At 43.0% G+C, this 23,229-nt stretch carries 21 protein-coding genes; 4 read left to right on the top strand and 17 right to left on the bottom strand.

Annotation, left to right across the window (positions count from 1 at the left end):
- Position 1 precedes the first annotated feature (1 nt).
- Together KW060_RS02715 and KW060_RS02710 are read right to left on the bottom strand one after the other, a co-directional pair.
- Complete coding sequence (locus KW060_RS02715; protein WP_249036911.1) at positions 2-406, bottom strand: PepSY domain-containing protein; 405 nt, start codon at positions 404-406, stop codon at positions 2-4.
- 103 nt (positions 407-509) lie between these two features.
- Positions 510-1,538 carry an NAD(P)/FAD-dependent oxidoreductase gene (locus KW060_RS02710; protein WP_249036912.1) on the bottom strand — a complete coding sequence of 343 codons (1,029 nt, stop codon included), beginning with the start codon at positions 1,536-1,538 and terminating at the stop codon, positions 510-512.
- A gap of 140 nt (positions 1,539-1,678) precedes the next feature.
- Here KW060_RS02710 and KW060_RS02705 point away from each other — a divergent pair, with 140 nt between their 5' ends.
- Complete coding sequence (locus tag KW060_RS02705) at positions 1,679-2,830, top strand: mechanosensitive ion channel family protein (protein WP_249036913.1); 1,152 nt, start codon at positions 1,679-1,681, stop codon at positions 2,828-2,830.
- Here KW060_RS02705 and KW060_RS02700 read toward each other — a convergent pair.
- Positions 2,827-4,077 (bottom strand): amidohydrolase family protein, encoded by a 1,251-nt coding sequence (locus tag KW060_RS02700; RefSeq protein ID WP_249036914.1) that lies wholly within the window; start codon positions 4,075-4,077, stop codon positions 2,827-2,829. The genes KW060_RS02705 and KW060_RS02700 overlap by 4 nt on opposite strands.
- A gap of 90 nt (positions 4,078-4,167) precedes the next feature.
- Between KW060_RS02700 and ygfZ the strand changes: the two genes are divergently transcribed.
- A complete protein-coding gene (gene ygfZ / locus KW060_RS02695) occupies positions 4,168-4,962 on the top strand; it encodes a CAF17-like 4Fe-4S cluster assembly/insertion protein YgfZ (RefSeq protein ID WP_249036915.1) in 795 nt (264 codons plus the stop codon).
- Positions 4,955-5,521, top strand: coding sequence for a DNA-3-methyladenine glycosylase I (locus KW060_RS02690; protein WP_249036916.1), 567 nt, complete (start codon positions 4,955-4,957; stop codon positions 5,519-5,521). Before ygfZ ends, KW060_RS02690 begins: the two co-directional genes overlap by 8 nt.
- 148 nt (positions 5,522-5,669) lie before the next feature.
- Here KW060_RS02690 and rodA read toward each other — a convergent pair whose 3' ends face one another.
- The 7 genes from rodA to argE all read right to left on the bottom strand — a co-directional run bounded on the left by rodA (position 5,670) and on the right by argE (position 14,374).
- Positions 5,670-6,812: a rod shape-determining protein RodA gene (gene rodA, locus KW060_RS02685; protein ID WP_420833169.1), complete on the bottom strand. Its 1,143-nt coding sequence runs from the start codon at positions 6,810-6,812 to the stop codon at positions 5,670-5,672.
- 5 nt (positions 6,813-6,817) lie between these two features.
- On the bottom strand, positions 6,818-8,677 hold the full coding sequence (gene mrdA, locus KW060_RS02680) for a penicillin-binding protein 2 (RefSeq protein ID WP_249036918.1): 1,860 nt from the start codon (positions 8,675-8,677) through the stop codon (positions 6,818-6,820).
- Positions 8,678-9,184, bottom strand: coding sequence for a rod shape-determining protein MreD (gene mreD, locus KW060_RS02675; RefSeq protein ID WP_249036919.1), 507 nt, complete (start codon positions 9,182-9,184; stop codon positions 8,678-8,680). It abuts the gene before it with no gap.
- Positions 9,184-10,050, bottom strand: a complete 867-nt coding sequence (gene mreC / locus KW060_RS02670) for a rod shape-determining protein MreC (protein WP_249036920.1) — start codon at positions 10,048-10,050, stop codon at positions 9,184-9,186. The genes mreD and mreC overlap by 1 nt, the downstream gene beginning before the upstream one ends.
- 38 nt (positions 10,051-10,088) lie before the next feature.
- Entirely contained in the window at positions 10,089-11,126 is a 1,038-nt protein-coding gene (locus KW060_RS02665; RefSeq protein ID WP_249036921.1) for a rod shape-determining protein, read from the bottom strand.
- A gap of 215 nt (positions 11,127-11,341) precedes the next feature.
- The gene (locus KW060_RS02660) at positions 11,342-12,886 is read right to left on the bottom strand and encodes a 2-isopropylmalate synthase (protein WP_249036922.1); all 1,545 of its coding nucleotides are present in this window, start codon (positions 12,884-12,886) and stop codon (positions 11,342-11,344) included.
- A 327-nt stretch (positions 12,887-13,213) separates the two neighbouring features.
- Positions 13,214-14,374 (bottom strand): acetylornithine deacetylase, encoded by a 1,161-nt coding sequence (gene argE, locus KW060_RS02655; protein ID WP_249036923.1) that lies wholly within the window; start codon positions 14,372-14,374, stop codon positions 13,214-13,216.
- 131 nt (positions 14,375-14,505) lie between these two features.
- Between argE and KW060_RS02650 the strand changes: the two genes are divergently transcribed.
- Positions 14,506-16,272, top strand: coding sequence for an LVIVD repeat-containing protein (locus KW060_RS02650; RefSeq protein ID WP_249036924.1), 1,767 nt, complete (start codon positions 14,506-14,508; stop codon positions 16,270-16,272).
- A 21-nt stretch (positions 16,273-16,293) separates the two neighbouring features.
- On the opposite strand, the gene KW060_RS02645 is transcribed toward KW060_RS02650, so the two are convergent.
- The 7 genes from KW060_RS02645 to KW060_RS02615 form a co-directional block, all read right to left on the bottom strand.
- On the bottom strand, positions 16,294-17,373 hold the full coding sequence (locus tag KW060_RS02645; protein ID WP_249036925.1) for a M48 family metallopeptidase: 1,080 nt from the start codon (positions 17,371-17,373) through the stop codon (positions 16,294-16,296).
- 3 nt (positions 17,374-17,376) lie between these two features.
- Complete coding sequence (locus tag KW060_RS02640) at positions 17,377-18,426, bottom strand: YjgN family protein (protein ID WP_249036926.1); 1,050 nt, start codon at positions 18,424-18,426, stop codon at positions 17,377-17,379.
- Between the two features lie 77 nt (positions 18,427-18,503).
- The gene (locus KW060_RS02635) at positions 18,504-19,952 is read right to left on the bottom strand and encodes a TrkH family potassium uptake protein (RefSeq protein ID WP_249036927.1); all 1,449 of its coding nucleotides are present in this window, start codon (positions 19,950-19,952) and stop codon (positions 18,504-18,506) included.
- 21 nt (positions 19,953-19,973) lie between these two features.
- Positions 19,974-20,564, bottom strand: coding sequence for a GTP cyclohydrolase I FolE (gene folE, locus KW060_RS02630; protein ID WP_249036928.1), 591 nt, complete (start codon positions 20,562-20,564; stop codon positions 19,974-19,976).
- Positions 20,565-20,591: 27 nt separating this feature from the next.
- Positions 20,592-20,999, bottom strand: coding sequence for a Co2+/Mg2+ efflux protein ApaG (gene apaG / locus KW060_RS02625; protein WP_249036929.1), 408 nt, complete (start codon positions 20,997-20,999; stop codon positions 20,592-20,594).
- A gap of 9 nt (positions 21,000-21,008) precedes the next feature.
- On the bottom strand, positions 21,009-22,229 hold the full coding sequence (gene metZ, locus KW060_RS02620; protein ID WP_249036930.1) for an O-succinylhomoserine sulfhydrylase: 1,221 nt from the start codon (positions 22,227-22,229) through the stop codon (positions 21,009-21,011).
- 53 nt (positions 22,230-22,282) lie between these two features.
- The gene (locus KW060_RS02615; RefSeq protein WP_249036931.1) at positions 22,283-23,221 is read right to left on the bottom strand and encodes a radical SAM protein; all 939 of its coding nucleotides are present in this window, start codon (positions 23,219-23,221) and stop codon (positions 22,283-22,285) included.
- Between the last annotated feature and the right edge of the window lie 8 nt (positions 23,222-23,229).

The following is a 23,229-nucleotide window of genomic DNA, read 5'->3' as shown; positions in this document are numbered from 1 at the left end:
ATTATCCTTTAACATCGAGAATTTTTGCATTTTGTGCATCAACCGTTACGGAAAGCAATTTCCCCCCTCTGGTTAGCACCCTTACATCGTAAAGATAGCTCATCCCTTGTCTTTTCGGGACAAGCAACCTTACATCAACAATTTTACCTGGATACTGTGAGCTGACAGCGCGCCTGATCGCAGAAAGCGATAAAATATTACCGGAACGAACCGCATCACGCGCCTGATCATGTCTGAAAAACTGGTCTGGAACGCGTAATCTTTGACCCGGTCCCGGCAGTGCCCCATTGGGCCTAATGTTTTGGCGTGCGGTTGGTGCTTCCCTTATTTCCTGGGCAAGCGAAATCATTGGCCCCACTACAAAGCCAACCAACAAAACCATTATGAACGCACTGATTCTCATCATGCCTGAATATTACTCTCGCACTGCTTAATACAGGATGAATAAGATATACCCCCATTTTCTTTCTTCCACACCCGTTCCGACCGGGATATTAGACCCTTTCTAACTATACGCCAAGCCTTTCCTGAATTGCTGTATTTGTTGTGGTATAACCCGTCGCCATTTTCCGATCCGGAAAGGCATATTTAAAGGATGAATGACACATTACAGCTGCCTCATAAAATCCGGTCAGGATTAATTTAATCTTACCGGGATATGAACAAACATCCCCTATTGCGTATATTCCATCCACATCAGTGGCAAACGTTTCATGATCAACCATGATGTGTTTCTTGTTTAGATTTAAACCCCAATGGGCAATGGGTCCCAAACTGATTTTTAGACCGACAAATGGCATTAAATAATCGCAGTTTACATGAATGCGGCCACCATCAATTGGATCAATACCAACAGAATTTAACACCCCATCTTCACCAATTAATTCTTTGACATTTCCAATAACAAAATCAATTTTATCATCCGCGACCATTTGCTTCACTTGCGACACACTATCTGGTGCGGCGCGGAACCCTTCTCGGCGATGAACAAGGGTTATTTTCTTGGCAATCGGCTGTAATGCCATCACCCAATCAAGTGCGCTATCCCCACCACCAACAATAATCAATTCTTTATCACGGTACTTTTCCATTTTATGAACCGCATAATCGATTGAATTTTCTTCATATAAATCGATATCTTTATAGGGTGGTTTTTTTGGCACAAAGCTACCGGCACCTGCCGCAACAACAATGATAGGCGCCTGCAGCTCTACACCCGCTGTTGTTTCCATAATCCAATCACCGCAATCTAGTTGCGTCAAACTTTCCGCCTGCTGGCTTAAGTGAAATTGTGCATCAAACGGGCTTATCTGTTCCATCAAATCATCAACAAGTTGCTGTCCGGTGACCTTTGGCCGTGCTGGAATATCATAAATGGGTTTTTCAGGGTAAAGTTCAGTGCACTGACCGCCCGGGCGATCCAGATTATCAATCAGATGACATTTCAAACCCAATAATCCCGCTTCAAATACCGCGAACAGGCCCACTGGCCCTGCCCCAACAATTATCATATCGGTTTTAATTGGTTCATCTGACATCGGAACATTCCCCTTTTGATTGTGTTTCATTGTGGGTTATTAAAACCATAGTATCATATTTTTTGCCGTAATTGATTTACTTTTTTTGAAACAATGGATTATATACCCATATGACAATAACCTGACGGGAAAATGACAATATGGATATGACATCATTACAGGAATTCTGGAATCTGGTCCTTGATGTTTGGAATAATGGCCTTTACGGCGTTGATGTTGGAAAAATGCTGGCCGCAGCGCTTATTTTTTTCCTATTCATGCTTTTCCGTCATGTCTTCAGCCGTATCATCATCGGTAGATTAAAAGCGATCACCGCCAAAACAGAAACTGAAATGGATGATGAGGTTATAGAAGTGTTGGAAGGGCCATTAAGTTTCCTTCCTATCGTGCTTGGTGTTTTCTTCGCCACTGAAATCATTACCCTTGATGGAAATCTGGCAGAAGGCGCAGAAAACCTGAACCGTTCATTGATTACTTTTAATATTTTCTGGGCATTTTATAACATCATCGGCCCACTTAGTCTGACGTTCGGAAAATTAAAGAAAATATTCTCAAGCAGCATGATCAATTGGTTGATTAAAGCCATGCATGGCTTGTTTATTTTTCTTGGTGCGGCGTCAATCCTCGAAATATGGGGTATTCAGGTGGCACCGCTTATTGCCGGTCTTGGTCTTTTTGGTGTGGCTGTTGCGCTGGGTGCACAGGACCTGTTTAAAAATCTGATCTCCGGCATTTTCATAATCGGTGAACGCCGTTTCCATCCGGGTGATTGGGTCAAAATTGACGGCGTCGTCGAAGGCACTGTGGAAGAAATCGGCTTCAGAACAACAACAGTAATCCGTTTTGATAAAGCCCCGGTTTATGTGCCTAATGCCAAACTATCTGATAATGCTGTTACAAACTTTTCCCGCATGAGCCACCGACGCATATACTGGAAAATAGGGCTTCTGTATGACACAAGCCGTGAACAATTAAATAAAATCCGTGCAGAAATCGAAGATTACATCATGACCAATGATGACTTCGCCAAGCCACCGGAAGTATCCACCTTCATCCGTATCGACAGCTTTAATGATAGCTCAATTGACATCATGCTTTATTGCTTCACCAAAACAACCGTTTGGGGCGAATGGCTTGAAATTAAAGAAGAGCTTGCCTTGGCGATCAAAGAAATCGTTGAAAATAACGGCAGCGGTTTTGCGTACCCGAGCCAATCAATTTATATCGAAAACTTACCGGAACAAGTCACACAGGGAAAACCTGAAATGTTCCCTGTGGATGAAAAGGTTTAAAGTTTTTCATATTCTTGAAATGTGTCAGTGAACTTTAAGGTTTCACCTTTGGTGCTGCCTGTAAGTTCGCCATTCCACAGGGCGAGTTCACCGCGGATCATAGTGCCGGTTACAGCACCGTGGAATTCACAGCCAGCATAATGGTCCCATCCACACCCGCTTTCCACATCATCATCGTCAAGCATCCACTTTTTATTCAAATCAATAATGGTGAAATCAGCATCATAACCAACCGCCACACGCCCCTTTTTCACAATATTAAAAGCACGTGCCGGACCAGTGCTGGTAAGATCAATAACAGTTTGTAATGAAAGCCTATCGTTATTCACGAGATCCAAAAGTAACGGCAACATGGTTTGAACGGATGGTGCCCCGCTTTTACAATTTGGATAATTCGGTTCTTTATCATTGATACCAATCGGTTGATGATACGAACAGACCATATCAACAATCCCACCCATTAATCCTTTCCATAAACCTTCTCTGATTTCATCGCTACCAACGGGCGGGTCAATCAATGCATATTCTTGAAAATGATTATAAGCATGTGGCGTAGATAAAAACATATGATGTGGTGAAAGTGAACATGTAGCAAGTTCCTTATAAGCCGCAATCATTCCAAGCGCCTTATCAGAACCAACATGCGTCAAATGAACCGGCTGCCCTGCCCCACGCGCTATTGCTAAAATACGGCGCGTTGCTTCTGTTTGAACCTTTTCGTTATGCCAGTCATTATGACTGGCAATTTCACCCGGCTTAATTTTTGATTTTGATTTTTCCAGTTCATCGTGATCTTCCGCATGAATAGTAACTCGGCGTTTTGCATTGGAAAGTAATTCATGCAGCGATTTATCATCACTAAGACCGTCTACCATCGAAACAGATAATCCCGCTATCCCATCATCCAATTCCATATCAATAGCAGCATCAACATTATCTGTAGTCACATTAATGTATTTGGCATGATCAATGGATAATCCATCAGTGCCCCCATGGATAAGAGCTGACGTCACGCCACCACGGATGGCTGCACGGCATTCATTTTCCGGTGTTTCACCCATTGAAAGATCGGTGTCAATTACACCTGGCAGAATATGCAATCCTCCCGCATCATGTACGGCTTTACTGTTAATGCCGGATAAATCCCCCATAGCCACGATGATACCATCACGGATTGCGATGTCTTTACGCTCTATCCCCATATGGGAAACGACGGTCCCGCCTTTTATAATTACATCAATAGTCACTTTTTCTTACCAGTTCGAACTTTAAAAAATTGTTCTCTAACATATATTAATGTTAGTGTATCGCAATAATAATTAAACAATACGGGTATTATGAAAGAAACTCTAAAAGACCGCGGCATCATCACGCTCGCCGGACCAGATCGCCACGCATTACTACGTGGCATCATCACAAATTCAGTAAAACCACTTATCGCTGGCGAGGCTATTTATGCCGCGCTTTTAACACCACAGGGAAAATTTCTTCATGATTTTTTCCTGATTGAAAAAGAGGGCGTTATTTATCTGGATTGTGAACTGGAAGGATTGCCGAAACTATTTCAAAAATTACTGATGTACCGATTAAGATCAAACGTTGAAATCATCGACCGAAGCGCGGATTTGAATGTATTAGCAACATCAGAAAAATCAGTTAACGATATTTGCTTTCAAGACCCAAGAAACCCTGAAATGGGGTATCGATCCATTGGTGAAGAAGCAGCAAATGAAACGAATGAATATCATTCCCGCCGCATTGCCCTTGGTATTCCAGAAGGCACAAATGATTTCATCACCGACAAAAGTACGATCTTAGAAGGACATTTCGAAGCACTAAATGGCGTCGATTTTGATAAAGGGTGTTATGTCGGGCAAGAGGTTATCGCGCGCATGAAATATCGCGGTAAAATTAAAAAATTAATGTATCCAGTTAAATTATCTGGCCCAGCACCAGAGTTCGGCACAGAAATCACAGATGAAAATGGCAATAAAATTGGTGATATAAGATCAAATTCAGGTGACACCGCCATTGCGCTGTTTCGGATAGACAAGATGGAAATGGATAAGCCATATCAATGCGGTGACATAACCGTCACACCATATAAACCAGATTGGATGGATAATGAATGAAATAGTCAGATGTGACTGGTGCGGAGATGATCCGATATATACGGCCTATCACGATGAAGAATGGGGTGTGCCCGTCTATGACAGCCGTGATTTATGGGAAAAACTGATACTGGACGGCTTTCAAGCGGGTCTTTCATGGATCACCATTTTAAAAAGACGTGATGGTTTCATCCGTGCGTTTGATGGTTTTGATCCTGAAAAAATCGCAAAATACGACGACGATGATATTGAACGATTAATGAATGATACGGGCATCATCCGGAATCGTATGAAGATTGTCGCGACCATCAAAAACGCGAAAAGTTATCTTGAGATTGAAAAAGAACGTGAAGGTGCATTTTCTGAATTTATCTGGAGCTTTACGGGCGGTGAAGTCAAGAAAAACAACTTTAAATCCATGAGCGACGTGCCCACCGAAAGTGAAGAATCACGCGCCATGAGCAAAGAACTTAAAAAACGGGGATTCGGATTTTGCGGCCCGACCATTTGTTATGCATTTATGCAAGCGGTTGGTATCATTAATGATCACCTTGTCACTTGCCACAGGTATGATAAATAAATACCCCCAATAAGGAAACAGGCCGAGCCCTTGGGGGGGAAGCTCAGCCTGTTTATCTAGAAGAGCATGTTGCTCAGTAGATATATATTATATACACCTTTAAAAAATATTACGCAACCCTTTTTTTCATTTTTCGTAAAAAAAATTTTTAAGCGAACGCCCCACCCCGTGGGATGGTGGTTTCTTTATGGATGGCTGCGCTTAAAATTAATCCAAAACCAACAAGCAATGTCAGCATGGCAGAACCACCATATGACACGAGCGGAAGCGGTACACCAACCACCGGAAGCAAGCCCATCACCATGGCGATATTAATAAACATATAAAGGAAGAATGTAATCACCATACCAAGGACCAAAAGTCGCCCAAATTGGCTTTTCACACTCATACTGATGATCATCGCGTAACCAATCAACACGATATAAAGCCCAAGCAGACTTAACCCACCAATTAGTCCCAACTCTTCTGCAATCACAGTAAAGATAAAATCGGTTTGTTTTTCTGGTAAAAAATTAAGCTGGCTTTGGGTGCCTTGCATAAACCCTTTACCGTCAACACCACCAGAACCAAGGGCAATTTTTGACTGAATAATATGATACCCTGCCCCGAGTGGATCCTGTTCCGGATTTAAGAATGTTCTGACCCGTTGTTTTTGATATTCCTTAAGAAACTGCCATGCACCATATGCTGCGGGGAACATCGCCAGAAAACTAACGACAAACAGCCACATACGAACACCCGCAGCAAATAGAATTGCAACACCACCCATGATAATCAAAAGCGTGGTGCCAAGGTCAGGTTGTCTTAAAACAAGCACCGCAGGCAAAACAATTAATATAATCGGTTTAATCAGGCTTTTTAACTGCACGGTTTCATCATCGGTTAAACAATGGAAATACCGCGCCAAGGCCATAACAAGAGCAATTTTCATAAATTCCGATGGTTGCAGGTTCATAAACCCAAGACTGATCCAACGCTGCGCCCCCATGCCCATTTCACCCATGACATCCACCACCACAAGCATGGCAAGCGCCGCCGCATATAACGGGTAAGCAAGAAACATCCAGAACCGTATATCAATCACAGCAACACCAAGCATTAACACAAGGCCGCCACCAAACCTGATCGCTTGATTTTTTGCCCACGGTTCCATACTGCCACCTGCGACAGAATAAAGCATGGCACAACCAAGGCCCGCAATCGCACAAATAATTAAAACAATAAACCAATTAAGCTCAGCAAATTTTTGCCTAAGGCCTATACGTTTATTACTTCCTATGCGTGCTGACATTGCCATTATACGGGTTGTCCTGACATACTTGGTTGCTGATTAGTTTGTTGATTGCGTTCAATGTCGCGGTCAATAACATACTCCAGAATATCGCGCGCCACGGGCGCGGCAAAACCACCACCACCACCATGTTCCAATAGCACGGAAACTGCATATTTTGGATTTTCTGTTGGGCCATACGCGACAAATAAGCCATGATCCCGTTTAGCCCATTCAAGGTCTTCGTTATCAATTACGCCTGCAGCGCGTTCTGCGGCGGAAATACCCCTTACCTGCGTCGTGCCCGATTTACCACCCAGTTTATAATCTTTATTTCTTAACCTATAGCGGAAACCTGTACCCCGCTGGTGGTAATAAACATCTTCCATACCCTTTAAGACAACATCAAGATGGTCTGGATTAATCCCCATATCTTCTGGAACGGTGTTGTTATTCTCATCAAAATAAATTTTCGGATAAACCATCTTGCCACCATTGGCGAGACGTGACGTCATGACGGCAAGCTGAAGAGCGGTGGTTGAAACATACCCTTGCCCGATGCCCACATTGATGGTATCGCCACCTTGCCAACGTTCACCGACCATACCGAATTTCCAACTGCCGTTGGGGTTGATCCCTCTTGCTTCTGACATAATGCCGATGTTAAAACGTTCTCCAATACCGAAACGCGCGGCCATTGCATGAATTTTATCGATGCCAAGTTCACGCGCTAATCGATAAAAATAAACGTCACAACTTTGCGCAAGTGCTTGCACCAAATTGATATCTCCATGGCCATTTTTATTCCAGCAATGGAATACCCGATCCCCAAATGGATAACGGTAACCGCAATATTTCGTATCTTCTGCTGTGATAATACCGTCCTCAAGTCCGGCAAGTGCCACAATCATTTTAAATGTGGAACCCGGTGAATATTGGCCACTGACCGGTTTATTCACGAGCGGTTTACGAATATCATTTCTAAGCGCATCCCATTTAACCTGACTGATACCACCATTAAAATCATTTGGATCAAACGAAGGGTTAGACACAATCGCATGAATTTCACCAGTATGAATATCCATCACCACAGCGCCGGCAGTATCATCTTTTAACCGTTCCGCAATAAAGCTTTGCATTTCCAGATCAAGTGTTAGACGCGCCTGATTGCCGGGCTCAGGATCTTGTCTTTCCAGTTCACGGATCACACGGCCAAGTACATTAACCTCTACCTGGCTGTTTCCTGCGCCACCACGCAACCTGTCATCAAGAACCCTTTCAATACCGTTTTTGCCGATTTTAAAATCCGGTAACTCCAATAACGGGTCACTATCATTTTGTAATTCTTGTTCATTGACGGCGCCGACATATCCGATGATATGTGCACCAAGTTCCCGTTGAGGATAAAATCTTGTCGTTCCCATATCCGGTTGAATACCCGGCAAGTCCGGCATATTCACATTCATTTTGGAAAATGTTTCCCAATCCAGATTATTAGCCACATTAATCGGAAGGAAGGATCGCTGTTTTTTCGATGCCCTGATTATGCGTTCATTATCACGTTCAGAAATTGGAATATAGGCACCAATAGCATCCAGTGTTTCCTGTAACCCTTCTGTTTCTTCAGGGATCACATTGATGCGGTAATCGGTCGTGCTGGTCGCAAAAGGGTTTCCGTAACGATCAACAATGTCCCCTCGTGTTGGCGCAAGCAAGCGAACGCTAATTCGGTTTTCTTCCGCGAGCAGTTCATATTTACTGCGGCTTGTAACTTGCAAATAATACATCCGTCCGACAAGCGCAGACGAAAGCAACATCATGCCCGCACTAACCAATGTCGCGCGGCGTGTGTACATTTTCATCTTATTTTTGTCAGACGATTTCATTTATTTTAGTAGTTTCCTTACCTGTCCAAGTAACCATGTGATGATCGGGTAAAAAGCAACCGTCATTAATGCCTGTCCAATTAATCCCCAATATTCCATCATGGATCTGAAATAAATTGATGCAATTCCCCAGGACGCAGCTGCAAATCCAGCAACCAGCATCACAAACACCAACCAGTTGAAAATAAAATCCCGTTCAAGAAACCTCGGCCCCTGTATAAAGATCACTTGCTGAACAATAACGAGCAGCAATGGCATCATACCAAACGGACTGCCCATCAAGATGTCTTGAATAAGTCCAAGCAAAAACACACACCATGTGGGCATTAGCTCCGCTCTAAAAACGCTCCAGTAATAGACACCAATCAATGTTAAAAACGGCATTATATCACTAAAAAGTGCCAATTTATAGGGCAGCACCATAAAAAGAATCAGAATAAAAATCGAAAGGAAAGGTATGATACCTTTAAGACCAATTGATTTTTCAGAGGGGGACGCAATATTCATTATTGTTGTTCCTCATTTTCTGATGGTGGAGAATCTTCAACCTCTTGTGATGGTGTATTAAGGGTTGGGAATGACGCAATTTCATATTCAATAACGCTGACATAATTAAGTCTGTCGAGATTAATGGAAGGCTTAATGATAATTTCACCAAGTTCTGTAATTTCGCTAACCAAACCCACCGGAATATCTGGCGGGAATACCCCACCCATTCCAGATGTTAAAATGACATCACCGACACGGGCCGTTTCTTCTGGCGGCATAAATTCAATACGTTGCAGGGCAGTATTATTTCCAGCGAGAATAACATTAACGCCCGTTTCAGCAAATTTCACGGGAATACGGCTGTTGATATCATTAAGCAGCAAAACCCGCGCGGAATTGGATGCCACATTAATAATCCGGCCGATCACACCTTCTTCATTAACGACAGCATGCCCTTTTGCAACACCATCGTTTGTACCGCTATTGATCAGCATACTTTTAAAAAACGGGCTATTGCTATCTGATACAATACGGGACGCGGTGATGGTTGTTACGGTACCGTCCTTGATATTCAACAAATTCTTAAGTCGCAGATTATCAATTTCAAGTTCGGTTGATGCTGCAAGTTGACGTTTTAATTCTGCGTTTTCTTCACGCAAAAATTCATTATCCGAATAAACCGTCGCCACATCCCGAACCCATTCGGAAAAACCAAATGTGGTTTCACGGGGAAAATCCACCACCTGAATTGCGGGAATAATCGCGTTAAAAATCTGCGCGCGTGTCTGTTCAATAAGCGCGTTTTGACCACGCCCGATTATCAGCAAGGCAAGCGAAGCAACGATAAAGAAGAAGGCGATATATTTCTGACCTAACTTCTTCATTTATTTGCCGGCTCCCTCCCTTAACAAATGAATTGAAATTAATATGAATCGCTAAGTACGTGCTTGAGAATCTCATCTTCAAGCGAACGACCAGTACCAAGTGCCACACATGTTAGCGGCTCTTCCGCGATAATCACTGAAAGACCAGTTGCTTTTCTTAGAACCTTATCAAGATCACGAAGAAGCGCACCACCACCCGTCAGCACAATACCTTTATCAACGATATCTGCTGCCAGTTCCGGTGGTGTTTGCTCAAGTGCGAATTTTACGCCCTCGATAATGGCGCTGATTGGTTCTGCGAGCGCTTCTGAAATTTGCAGTTGATCAATCACGATTTCTTTTGGAACACCGTTCATCAAATCGCGGCCTTTAATCTGCATGGTTTGACCAACCCCGTCTTCTGGTGCGGCAGCTGTACCGATATCTTTTTTGATGCGTTCTGAACTGCTCTCACCGATAAGCAGATTATGATTACGGCGGATATAAGCGATAATCGCTTCGTCCATTTTATCGCCACCAACACGAACCGATGATGAATAGACGATACCACCAAGTGACAGAACCGCAACTTCGGATGTACCACCACCAATGTCAACAATCATTGATCCTGTTGGTTCCGTTACCGGAAGCCCAGCACCAATCGCGGCGGCCATTGGTTCCTCGATCAAAAATACGCGTCTTGCACCCGCTTCTAGGGCACTGTCGCGGATCGCTTTTCTTTCTACAGGTGTTGAACCGGATGGCACACAAATCACGATTTGCGGGCTGGCCATCATGCTTCTGTTATGAACCTTGCGGATGAAGTCTTTAATCATTGCTTCGGCAACTTCGAAATCGGCGATCACACCATCACGAAGCGGACGAATGGCTTCGATATCACCCGGCGTACGGCCAAGCATCATTTTCGCAGCTTCACCAACCGCGAGCACCTCTTTAACGCCACCTAATGTCTTAAGTGCGACAACAGATGGTTCATTCAGTACGATACCGCGACCTTTTACATATACGAGTGTATTCGCTGTTCCCAAATCGATTGCCATATCCGATGAAAACATGCCGAGAATTTTTTCAAACATTCAATTTTTGCCCTTATCCGCTCATGCGCGGTTCATAATATTTTTATGGTTTCTGCAACCCTATAATATGTTTGTATTAACATACGAATCTGATTGCAAATTATTTATCAGAATTTGATCAATAAAGATAATATATATGGGCTTTTGAGGGGGATTATTGGCGATTTTAGGGCAATTCACAAAAAAACATGAATTGCCCTATAAAAATGTCTATTTTAAACGGCCATTTCTTCTGGCTTACCCTTCTCGCGTTTCACAAGAAGTTTATTGATTGCGTTTAAATATGCCTTGGCCGATGCAACCAATGTGTCGGTATGTGCTGCGTGACCGTTCACCGTTCTTCCATCATCGGAAAGACGCACCGTAACTTCTGCCTGTGCATCGGTTCCTTTGGTCACAGCATGCACTTGATAAAGTTCCAAATCTGGCTCACCTTCAATCAATGAACTTAAGGCAAGAAATGCCGCGTCCACTGGTCCGTTTCCTTCGCTATGAACTTCTTTCACGGAACCATCGGCAACGATTTCAAAAGTAGCACTATTAGGAACACCATGATCGCAGACAAATTTCCATGATGTGATCTGCATTCCATCATTATCACGCATGCCGTCATCAACGATTGCAATGATATCTTCGTCATAGACAACCTTTTTCGCGTCGGCCAAATCCTTAAACTGCTGGAACGCACTTAAAAATTCGTTGTTGCCTAATTCGTACCCTAGTTCTTTCAATTTTTCACTGAAGGCATGACGACCGGAATGCTTACCCATCACCAATGTTGATTTACCAAGCCCAACAGATTCAGGGGTCATAATTTCATAGGTTTCTGCATTCTTAAGCATACCGTCCTGATGGATGCCACTTTCATGGGCAAATGCGTTGGCCCCAACGATTGCTTTATTATGTTGGACATTCAAGCCGGTCACAGATGACACCAAATGCGATGTTTTGGTGATATTTTCTGTAACGATCCCTGTCGTATAAGGAAGCATGTCATGACGAGTTCTAAAGGCCATGGCGATTTCTTCTAATGCTGCATTACCTGCACGTTCACCAATTCCGTTAACGGTACATTCGATCTGACGCGCGCCACCCTCAACCGCGGCGATTGAGTTCGCAACCGCAAGACCCAAATCATTATGGCAATGTGTTGAGAAAATCGCCTTATCTGAATTTGGCACATTTTCAATGATCTTGCGCATCATTTCCGTATATTCTACGGGTGTTGTGTATCCGACTGTGTCCGGCACATTAATCGTCGTTGCGCCAGCTTTAATCGCCGTTTCAATAGATTTATATAAATAATCTTCTTCGGTACGTGTTCCGTCTTCGCATGACCATTCAACATCATCACAAAGATTTCTTGCGTATGAAACGCTTTCCGCGATTTTTTCCAATACCTTTTCTGGTGACATATTCAATTTATGTTCCATATGAAGCGGGCTTGTAGAAATGAATGTATGAATACGTGGGCGCTTTGCCCCCCTCAACGCTTCCCATGCACGGTCGATATCTTTCGTCGATGCACGTGCAAGCGAACATACGGTTGTTTCTTTTAAAAGTGCGGAAATTTGTGAAACTGCTTGGAAATCACCATTGGATGCGATGGCAAAACCAGCCTCGATTACATCAACGCCAAGTTCTTCCAATGCTTCAGCGACACGTAATTTTTCATTTAACGTCATAGAACAACCTGGTGATTGTTCCCCGTCTCTTAAGGTCGTATCAAAAATGATAACCCTGTTCTTATCTCTGCTCATTGACTTTAAGTCCTTCTAATTCAATTAAAATATTTTATCATATTTCCGGACAATACAAATATAAAAATATAAGGAATTCCGGCGTTTTGGATTTTCTCCCCTAAACGCTCGCTAATAATCTAGCTTTTAATGGTTAAGCGCTCAGGGGCGAGTAAGTCGACCCAAACCGAGGAGTAGAAGTGAACCAAGCAGAAGTGACGCAGAAGAAGGTAGCTTCTTCGCGCTTAAGAATGCATTTATGTTTAAAATACGTTCGATCATTTTTTCTGCCTTGTTCAATGATTTGCCCGTTTTACAATTAAAATTTTGATTTGTGAACCGGAAATTTTATTTTTTTATAATTTCAAAAAGACGGTCCAAAAATTTATCGCATGCTTCCAATTCTGAAATAGCGACAAATTCATTGGCTTTATGAGCTTGTAAAATACTGCCCGGCCCGCACACAACTGCTGGCACACCACCCTTTTGATGGAAAATACCGGCTTCTGTACCATATGAGACAACATGGGTCGAATTTTGTTCCGCTAAATGCTTAACGAGCGTTTCTGCATCCGATCCTGTTTCCGGGAAAAGACACGGTACCTTCGCCAGATAATCGGTTTTTACATCCCCATATTCATCTGATTTTTCACAGATTTTAGGCAAAATCACCGTATCAATGTATTCCTGATAACGGTTAAAAATTTCATCCTCATCCGTTCCGGGTATGGGGCGATAATCCCATTCAATTTCACAATAGTTCGGTGTGATGTTCTGTACATGGCCGCCAGTCATGCGTCCCACGTGGATAGTGGCATATGGTGGATCAAACCCTTCTATTTCGGGTTCTCTTCCCCGCATTTCTTCTTGTAATTTATCTAGAAACACAACAATTTCCGCTGCATAACTGACGGCGTTGACACCACGGTCTGTGCTGGAATGATTTTCAAGGCCGTAAACTTTGGTTAGTAAATGTCTAATGCCTTTGTGGCTATTGACCACTTTCATTTCTGTTGGTTCACCCACGATACAGGCACGCGGTTTCACCGCCATTTCATTTACAACGTCCACCAAACTATGAACACCAGTGCATCCTGTTTCCTCATCATATGAAAAGGCAAGATGGATGGGTTCTTTTAATTCAGCAGCCGCGAAATCCGGCACTTTCGCAAGAACACAGGCAATGAACCCCTTCATATCACAGGTGCCACGACCATAATATTTATCATCCATCCCGATCATTTCAAATGGATCTGTTTGCCAGTCCTGCCCTATAACCGGCACCACGTCCGTATGTCCGGAAAGCATTATGCCTGCCACATCTTTTGGCCCAATGACCGCAAGCAAATTTGCTTTCTTTTCAACCTTGTCATGGATAATCTGGGCCTCAATTCCATATTCCGCAAGATAGTCCCTGACATATTCAATCAGTTCCATATTTGATTCTGAACTGACCGTATTAAACGAAATAAGCTTGGATAAAATTTCCCCGGAAGTAAGACGAGACATCAATAGACCTATAATTTTTTTATTATATCAACACCTTAAAACAATATATATTTGAGTATAGTTTGCAGTTGCAGCCATTATTAACCTTGGCTAACCTGTTCGTAGATTAATACGATCTTCAGGAGATAACAATGCAATTAAACTCTTTTAAGTTTTTATCCGGTGTCGCAATGGGCTGCTTGCTTATGTCATGCGCGAGTGAAAACACCGCTATGACAGAAGAAAATACTGAAGATCACTCACCAGCAGTCGCCATGGATATTCCCGATCCTTATGTACGTGGTTCAGATGCACTTTCCCCTGACAGAACACCGCCCCATCCATCCAAGGATAGCTACGGTATGGACCCAGAAACGGGAATTTTCAAGCATCCCGCTGCAACACCGGAACAACACGACAGTCAGGATTTCGAAGGAAAACTGGATTATTGGGATGCCAATGATTACGCCCATAATATGAAGGTGGAGGCATATTACCCCATCACCGTTGAACCATTCCACACATGGCAGAATATTGTCGACTTTGACGGTCGCAGATATATGTATCAATATGTAAGACGTGATTTAAAAATATTCGATATCACTAACCCTAAAGATATCAAAGTGCTGCTGACACGTGGTGCAGAGTGGGGACCACATGGCCCGGCAAACGAAGAAACCAACCCATATCCGGAAGATGAAATGTTTGGCGCCGCCACCATACAATGGAGCGAGGCCCAAAATGCTTATGTCATGGTACAAGCATATGAAATTCGCAGGTTCGGATTACTTTCTGATAAAAGAACCCAACCAAAAAATGTTGAAGCCATTCGTAAATCACCCCATTTAAAAGGATTTAAAGTTTATCGTATGGATGGCCCGATGCCGGATGACTGGACACTACTTGCGGAACGAACAACCGATCTTACCAATCCTGATGCACCAATTGGTAATCAACAAGGTTCAGGTGTGCGCGATATCCCGCAATGGACGGGTGGTAAATACATGTTCGTTGCTGCAGCACCAGATGATAATCATGCGTTGACGGAATATCCAAATGATCTTTATTCCGCAGGATATCAGGCATGGGATATGTCCAATCCCGCTGACCCTAAATTCGTTGGTTCGATTTCCATGCCAGGACAAATTCTCGGTAATCCGGAAGATGAAGCAATCTTTGCCGCAAATCCACGTGCCGGTAACCGCACTAGCTGGTTTGGTGCACGTATGTCACTGTTTATTCCGACACCTGTTGATGAAGGAGGAAAGTACGGCTTTGCCGCGATGGGTGGACTTGGGTTTTATGTGGTTGATATTTCTGATCCAGCCAATATGAATATCATCAGCCACCTTGATTTCCCGCCGAGCGTTGCCGGAACAGAGGGTGATTATATCGATATTAGTCAATATCATTCAAGCGGCCTGATTTATTATTCCGGGTACCCGTTAAATGAAGATTGCTGGGAACCATACAAGGATGTTTATATTCTTGATGTAAACGATCCTGAAAACCCAAAGAATATTGGTGTCCTTCCGCGTCCTACTGCACCAGAAGATGCACCATACACTGATTATTGCCAACGCGGTGGAAGCTTTGGTCCTAAACGAACTGGGTATTACCATCAACCGGGCGTATCACGCGAAGGGATCTTGCCGTTTAATTTTTATAACGCCGGCCTTCAGGTATTTGATGCGACCGATCCCAAAAACCCAGAAATCGCCGCCTATTTTGTCCCACGTTTTGATGAAGAAAAAGTACCGGGTTTCGCCATGGGCAACTTAAGCCACAGCGTTTATGTGGAATATGATAGAAATCTATTCTGGTTATTTGTTAATCACGGAATTTATTTGCTTTCAAGCCCACTGCTTGGTGAACCAAGTTTCGACATGCCTGAAAAAGCATGGCCACCTAGATCTTGATCTAAAAACAAATGGCGGTCTTTATTCCTCAACTGCTGAACAGATATTGACTAAAGACTGCCATTCAGTTTCCGAAAGAAGCGTTTTAGATATTAAAGATTTCTCGTATGTTTCTATGTGATTATTGAAAAGATCAATTCTTTCCTCAGTTAAGGGATGAGTAGAAAAAATATCTGCGATTTCTGCAACAATGTTATCTTCTTTTTTTTCCTCATTTCTCTTAAAGAAATCCAAAATTCCGCTTGCTGTTATTTCATTGTTTCTGAGTATGTCCAATGCCATTTCATCCGCATCCCTTTCAAGGTCACGACTATAGGTCAAGCTCAGTCCTATGATCGCGATGCTCGCCGCATCACCCCCTAAAAATGATCCAATAATGCTAAAGCCCATTACGTTTACTAGGCCCTGCATAGGGTGTTGATAATATACATGGCCAATTTCATGACTTAAGACACCGGCCACTTCTTCCGGACTTTCTGCTTGTTGCAATAAACCATTGAAAATAATAATGCGACCACCTGGCGCGGTCATTGCGTTTACCAGCGGATTATCAACCACTTCAACCCTAAGCGGGTAAGGTAGATCATCAACTTCCAAGGAATTAATTACTTTACCAAGGGCTACATCACCTGCAGGATTATGGCAAGTATCTGATGTATATTGCTGGTATAATGCATCAACAACCAAATCACCCGCTTTTTCCGCCCATGTATCCGGTACTGTCGCAACAATAGCTCTGTTCAGGTACGGATAACCCAAATAAAAAACAAATGCCAAACAGCAAATGGCCGCCGCTGAGACAATCTGCCAGCGAACAAAATGCCAATTATTATCGCCCGTTAAATGCTTGGAAACTCTGTTTAAGTAATCTCTTTTATTAAGATCTTTTTCACCCTCAAACAGGATGGTTAAAGACGGATCTTTTTGATTTTTATGGCGGTAAGTCAGTTGATTTTGATCTTTTTTCTGGGAAATTAGCTTGAGCAAGCCATATTCCCAAACTTCCCCTGTAGGCAGCTCAAATCCATTGGGTAGCAAAACCACCTCAATGGATTGAGCTAACGCTGTATTACCGTCATAAAATAAAGCTTTTAATTTCACGATTTACCCAATATCGAACGCTTCAACGAGCCCTTCACCAAATTCTGGCCCTTGTTCAGGTGATTGTGAAATATTGCTAAAATCGATCTGACCGTGAATTGATAATTCTTCACAGAACAATCTTACCCATCTTTGCATGACAAAAGGCGCGCCTAACCCCAATGTGAAGATTAAAATCAAAGTATTTTTAAGTGAAAACAGGATGTATTTCATAACATCCATTTCAAAGTTTAACTTTGCACCTTCAAATGTAACGCTGCTAATCAGCGTATTATACATGGCCGTTTGAAACCATGCCAAAACAACGCTCATAGCAACAAAAATGATTAAATATCCGGTTATAATCATAGGAATATTTTGACTAACAAATGCATCCACCAACATTGATCCAATGCCGCCAACGATTACGATCATAGCAACATATGTCATGAGCCACACTTTAAACAAAGGCTTTGATTTAGCGTCAGATTTGAATGATCCGCTGCCAAATCGTTTATTATCAAACATAAAGTTCCACATTTTACAGATTGCATATGGTGCAATTAATCCCAATGTAAGGAAATACAAAATAGCGTATTTGATAGACAGCCAGCCATAAGCCATGCTTCCTGGTGTTTGCGCCCCTCTAATGCCGCGCCAATATGTACGTGACATGCGATAAACTTGTGCACGGTATATGGCGACACCAATCATGAATATGAAAAATGGATAAAGCACAATAGGAAGAAAAGGCGCTATAGTCGGATACGCTGCTGATACGTAACCAAACAATATTGTAAATGGAATAACAAATAAAAAGAATACAATCACTGCGCCTAAAAACAATTCGCCACCAGTGCCCGTATAAATGAATATTTCATCATCCAATTTTGTTTTGTTCCAATAATATTTCCTTAAATTTGTTTTGGCCCAAAACCTGTAAATTCCAAAAGTGATGATTGTGAAAAATAAGTTTTTCAAAACAATCGGCATTAATTCGGACGTAGATCCTGAATAATTAATTTTGTGAATGTTTTCCGCAGTTTGATTGTTGTCTATAGGATTGTCTGACATAAGTCCCCCCTCTCATTAAATAAACCGTCGTCAGCTTAACCACTATTTTTTTAGTTGTCAGTAAAAAAATATTCTACTTAACGTTGCCAAAACTTAGGTGAGAATAATACCAGTACTGCAAATAATTCCAGCCTGCCAAGCAGCATGCCGAAAGTCAGCAGCCATTTTGATATATCCGGTAATTCCTGAAATGTGCCGGATGGGCCGATGATAGGGCCAAGTGCCGGGCCGACATTCGCCATTGCCGTGCCAGCGCCGGATACGGCCGTGACAAAATCAAGTCCCGTTAATGAAAGCGCAAAGGCCAAGAACATAAAACAAATCACAAATAAAAACAGATATGACATCACGGAACCAGTAACGCTTTCATCAATGGCGCCGCCATTATAACGAGGAATAAAAATACCGTTTGGGCGCAGCAATTTTTTAAAATGAGCCGCTGTCATGGATACAAGCACTTGAAAACGGAAAATTTTAATACCGCATGATGTTGATCCCGCACACCCTCCGATAAACATAATGAAAAAGAAAACCATAACCGGAAGCGCACCCCACATCGTGTAATCCGTGGTCGCATACCCAGTTCCAGTCAAAATCGAAACGATGTTAAATGTTGTGTATCTCAAGGCTTCTTCAAAATCATATACGCCCTGTGACCAATTCCATAATACAACAAGGCTAATTAACAAAAAAGTTAAAGCAAGAAACCACCGCACCTGAGAATCATGGAAAAAGCCGTCCTTTTGCCCACGGAGCAATCGCAAATACAAAAGAAACGGAAGGCTTCCGACGATCATGAAAATGGTCACTGTATAATCTATAACCGCACTGTCGAAATGACCAATTGATCCGTCAGATGTGGAAAAGCCACCCGTGGCGATGGTTGTAAATGAATGATTGATCGCCTCAAACGGGGTCATACCGACGATCCAGAATGTCACGGCGCAAATCACAGTAAGACCGATATAAAGCAGCGATAACGCTGATGCCAGCTGTGTTGCCCGCGGCAATAATTTATCAGATACATCAAAGCTTTCTATTTTAAAGAGCTGCATACCGCCGATTTGCAGGATCGGCAAAATCGCAACCGCCATCACGATAATTCCAACACCACCAAACCATTGCAGCATACTACGCCATAAAAGAATGCCCGGCGGCGCCGTATCAAGTCCTGTGATCACCGTTGATCCGGTTGTTGAAATGCCTGACATGGCCTCGAAATAAGCATCGGTATAACTTAATGATAATTCTGAAAATACGAACGGTAGTGCGCCGGCCGCCGGCATCAATATCCATGACACAAACGTAAGAATGAATGCCTGCTGCACTGAAAATTCGTCATATTCCCCACGGTTCCCTAGATAAAGACTGCTACCGGAAAAAAGAACCACACCGGAAATAAGGGCGAATACCTCCCAATCGGGGTTGGATACAAAAAGGTCGACGGCAACAGGAAACAACATCCCGATACCAATAATGATAAGGAATATTCCCGAAACCATCCATATGGGTCGAAAATCAACCAATTCCCTCGCCCCTTGTTTTGTTTATCCCCTTAAGGATTCAATTGGCCCAACCACGGCCAAAAATTCGCGTCTTGTTTTTTCATCCTTGCGAAATGCACCAGCCATACGGCTTGTGACCATGGATACACCATGTTTGTGGACACCACGTGTGCTCATGCATTCATGTGTCGCCTGAATAACGACACCAACACCATATGGTTCAAGTATGTCTTGAATACAATCTGCGATTTCCGCCGTCATTTTTTCCTGAACCTGAAGTCTTTTTGCATATGTTTCCACAACGCGCGCAAGCTTACTGATGCCAACTACTTTATCTTTCGGAAGATAACCAACATGAGCCTTACCAATAATCGGTGCCATATGATGTTCACAGTGTGATTCAAACGGAATATCACGTAAAACCACCATTTCATCATATCCGCTTACTTCTTCAAAAGTACGTGATAGATATTCATGCGGGTCTTCTGTATAGCCCTTATAAAATTCATCATATGATTTAACCACGCGCTTTGGTGTTTCAAGTAACCCTTCACGCATCGGGTCTTCGCCTGCGTATCTAAGTAATGTTCTTACTGCTTCTTCAGCTTCTTCGCGGCTTGGTTTATCAGTCATTCTTCTTCCTTTATGCAACGCTTTGGCTTAATGCAAACGTCTTGATGATGTTGGCATATCCAATGAAAACGCTGGAATTTCAACATCAAAATATGTGCCGTCACCTGCCTGCATTTTATAGCTTCCCACCATAAAACCTGATGGTGTTCTCAGCGGCGCGCCACTTGTATATTCATATGCCTCACCGGGTTCAAGCACGGGCTGCTCACCAACAACGCCTTCGCCCTCGACTTCTTGTGTCATACCATTTCCATCGGTAATGATCCAGTGGCGACGTCTTAATTGCACGGTATCAGGTCCGTGATTTTCAATCTGAACCTGATATCCCCATACATAACGCCCCTCATCCGGTTCAGATTCCTGATCCAGATAAAATGGTTCTACTGACACACCAATATCATTGGTAATGGATTTATATGTTTTTTTATCGTCCATATGACTTTCTTATACCTTTAGACCTGCTGCATGTGCTGCTTTTGCGAAATCTTCGAGCAAGTCATCTGGATGTTCAAGCCCAACAGAAAGCCTTAACATGCCTTCAGTAATACCCATGCCAAGTCGTGCTTCTTCCTCGACCGATTTGTGGGTCGTGCTCGCCGGATGGGTCATTAAACTTTTTGCATCACCAATATTATTGGAAATATCCGTTACTTCTAACGCGTTTAAAAACTTAAAAGCTTGCTCGCGTCCTTCCGGCATAAATACAGTTACGACCGTACCACCAGCGCTCATTTGTTTCTCAACCAGATCACGTTGTTTGAAATCCGCAAACCCCGGATAATTAACCGTTTCAAAACAACCCAGATCACGCAAACCATGCGCAACCTTGCTTGCATTTTCGCACATACGATCAATACGCAGATCCATTGTTTCCATACCCTTAAGCATGACCCATGCATTAAAGGGGCTAAGGTTTGGACCAGTATGGCGGATAAGCGGCAAAATATTTTCTTCCAAAATTTCTTCTGATGTCAAAATACAACCACCAAGGCAGCGCCCTTGACCATCAATATGTTTTGTTGATGAATATATTACGATGTCCGCACCCATTTGGATCGGTTTTTGTAGTAGCGGCGTTGCAAAAACATTATCCACCACCACAAGCGCGCCATTTTCATGGGCAACGTTACAAACAAATTCAATATCCACAACATCAAGTGTCGGGTTCGCTGGCGATTCTAAAAATACCGCTGTGGTGTTTGGCTTAAACGCATTTTTCCATGCTTCGTTATCATCACCATCCACAAGCGTGCAACTAACCCCAAAGTTCGCGAGGATATTTTCGATGAACACGCGGCATGATCCAAATAGCGTCTTACTTGAAACCACATGATCGCCCGCTTTCACGATCGAAAGCATCGCTTGCGTCATTGCGGCCATACCGGTCGCGGTTGAACGGGCCGCTTCTGCCCCTTCGATCAGGGCCATTTTATCTTCAAACATCGCACATGTCGGGTTACGTAGGCGCGAATATGTGTATCCGTCTTGCTCACCTTCGAAACGGGCGGCCGCATCCTCGGCACAGTCATAAGCATATCCGGATGTCATGAACATGCTTTCACTTGTTTCGCCGATTTCACTTCTGTATGTACCGCCGCGAACAAGCTTCGTTTGAAGCCGCCATTTATCCGTAATTTCCTTATTTTTTCCTGTGTCTTTTTTCATCTTCTTTAGCCTTAAATTGTCAAAATGCGGCATTCATAAATCCGCAAGACACGTTAATTACTACAAGATGCCCCACCAAGTACACAAAAAGTTGAGCAATGCGGGTGATTTAACGACACTTTATCCCTCATATCGCCAAGTTTTTCACCCATATTGAACTCACTATCGTATGGAAGCAACGTACAAGCCATAATCGCAGGCGTCTTGGCCCCTTTATGTTTTACAACCATTCTGGACGTTGCACACATCATCGAAGATGGGGATATACCAAGAATATCCCAACAAGCGCTGGTGATTTCGGTGACATCTTCCTTTTCATTCATTTCCGGGAATAAAATTAACGAATGCGGGTTGGATGCATCGATTTTTATATCATTTTCATCAAAAAACGTCTGATAACCACTCCGTAAATCATTTTCATCTTCATGGGTGAATGTACGGCCCGCCACATGAATATCAAACCCATTATCACTTAACCACTTCAATCCCAGCAACATCGGATCCCAGCTGCGCTCGCCGCGCTCGTCCTGATGTTTTTCTTTCGTGTAATGATCAGTTGAAACACGGATTGATAGTTTGTCACCATATTGCTCATTCAATCTAAGGAGAGCATCCGTGTGCCGCATCATCGGCTTCATGGCATTGGTCAGTACCAGCAGATTAAAACCATATTCAAGCGCGCTTTCCATAATCGGAATAATATCCGGGTTCATGAAAGGCTCACCACCGGTAAGACCAATTTCAGCGGTCGGGATATTTTGATCCTTTATTTCATCAAGATAGGAAAGAACCTCATCATGGCTGATGTAAACGAGCGCGTCATTTGTAGGGGACGATTCAATATAACAGTTCACGCAAGTCAGATTACAAAGCGTACCTGTGTTAAACCACAATGTTTCCAGCTTTTTTAAACCAACGTGTGCACGCGGACTACCGTCTTTGGTGAATTCCGGATCACAAAATTTACCCTGTATACTATTTAATTTATCCATGAATTCAG

The sequence above is a fragment of the Pseudemcibacter aquimaris genome, assembly GCF_028869115.1.
Taxonomy (GTDB): Bacteria; Pseudomonadota; Alphaproteobacteria; order Sphingomonadales; family Emcibacteraceae; genus Pseudemcibacter; species Pseudemcibacter aquimaris.
This window is presented reverse-complemented; position numbering and strand designations above follow the sequence as displayed.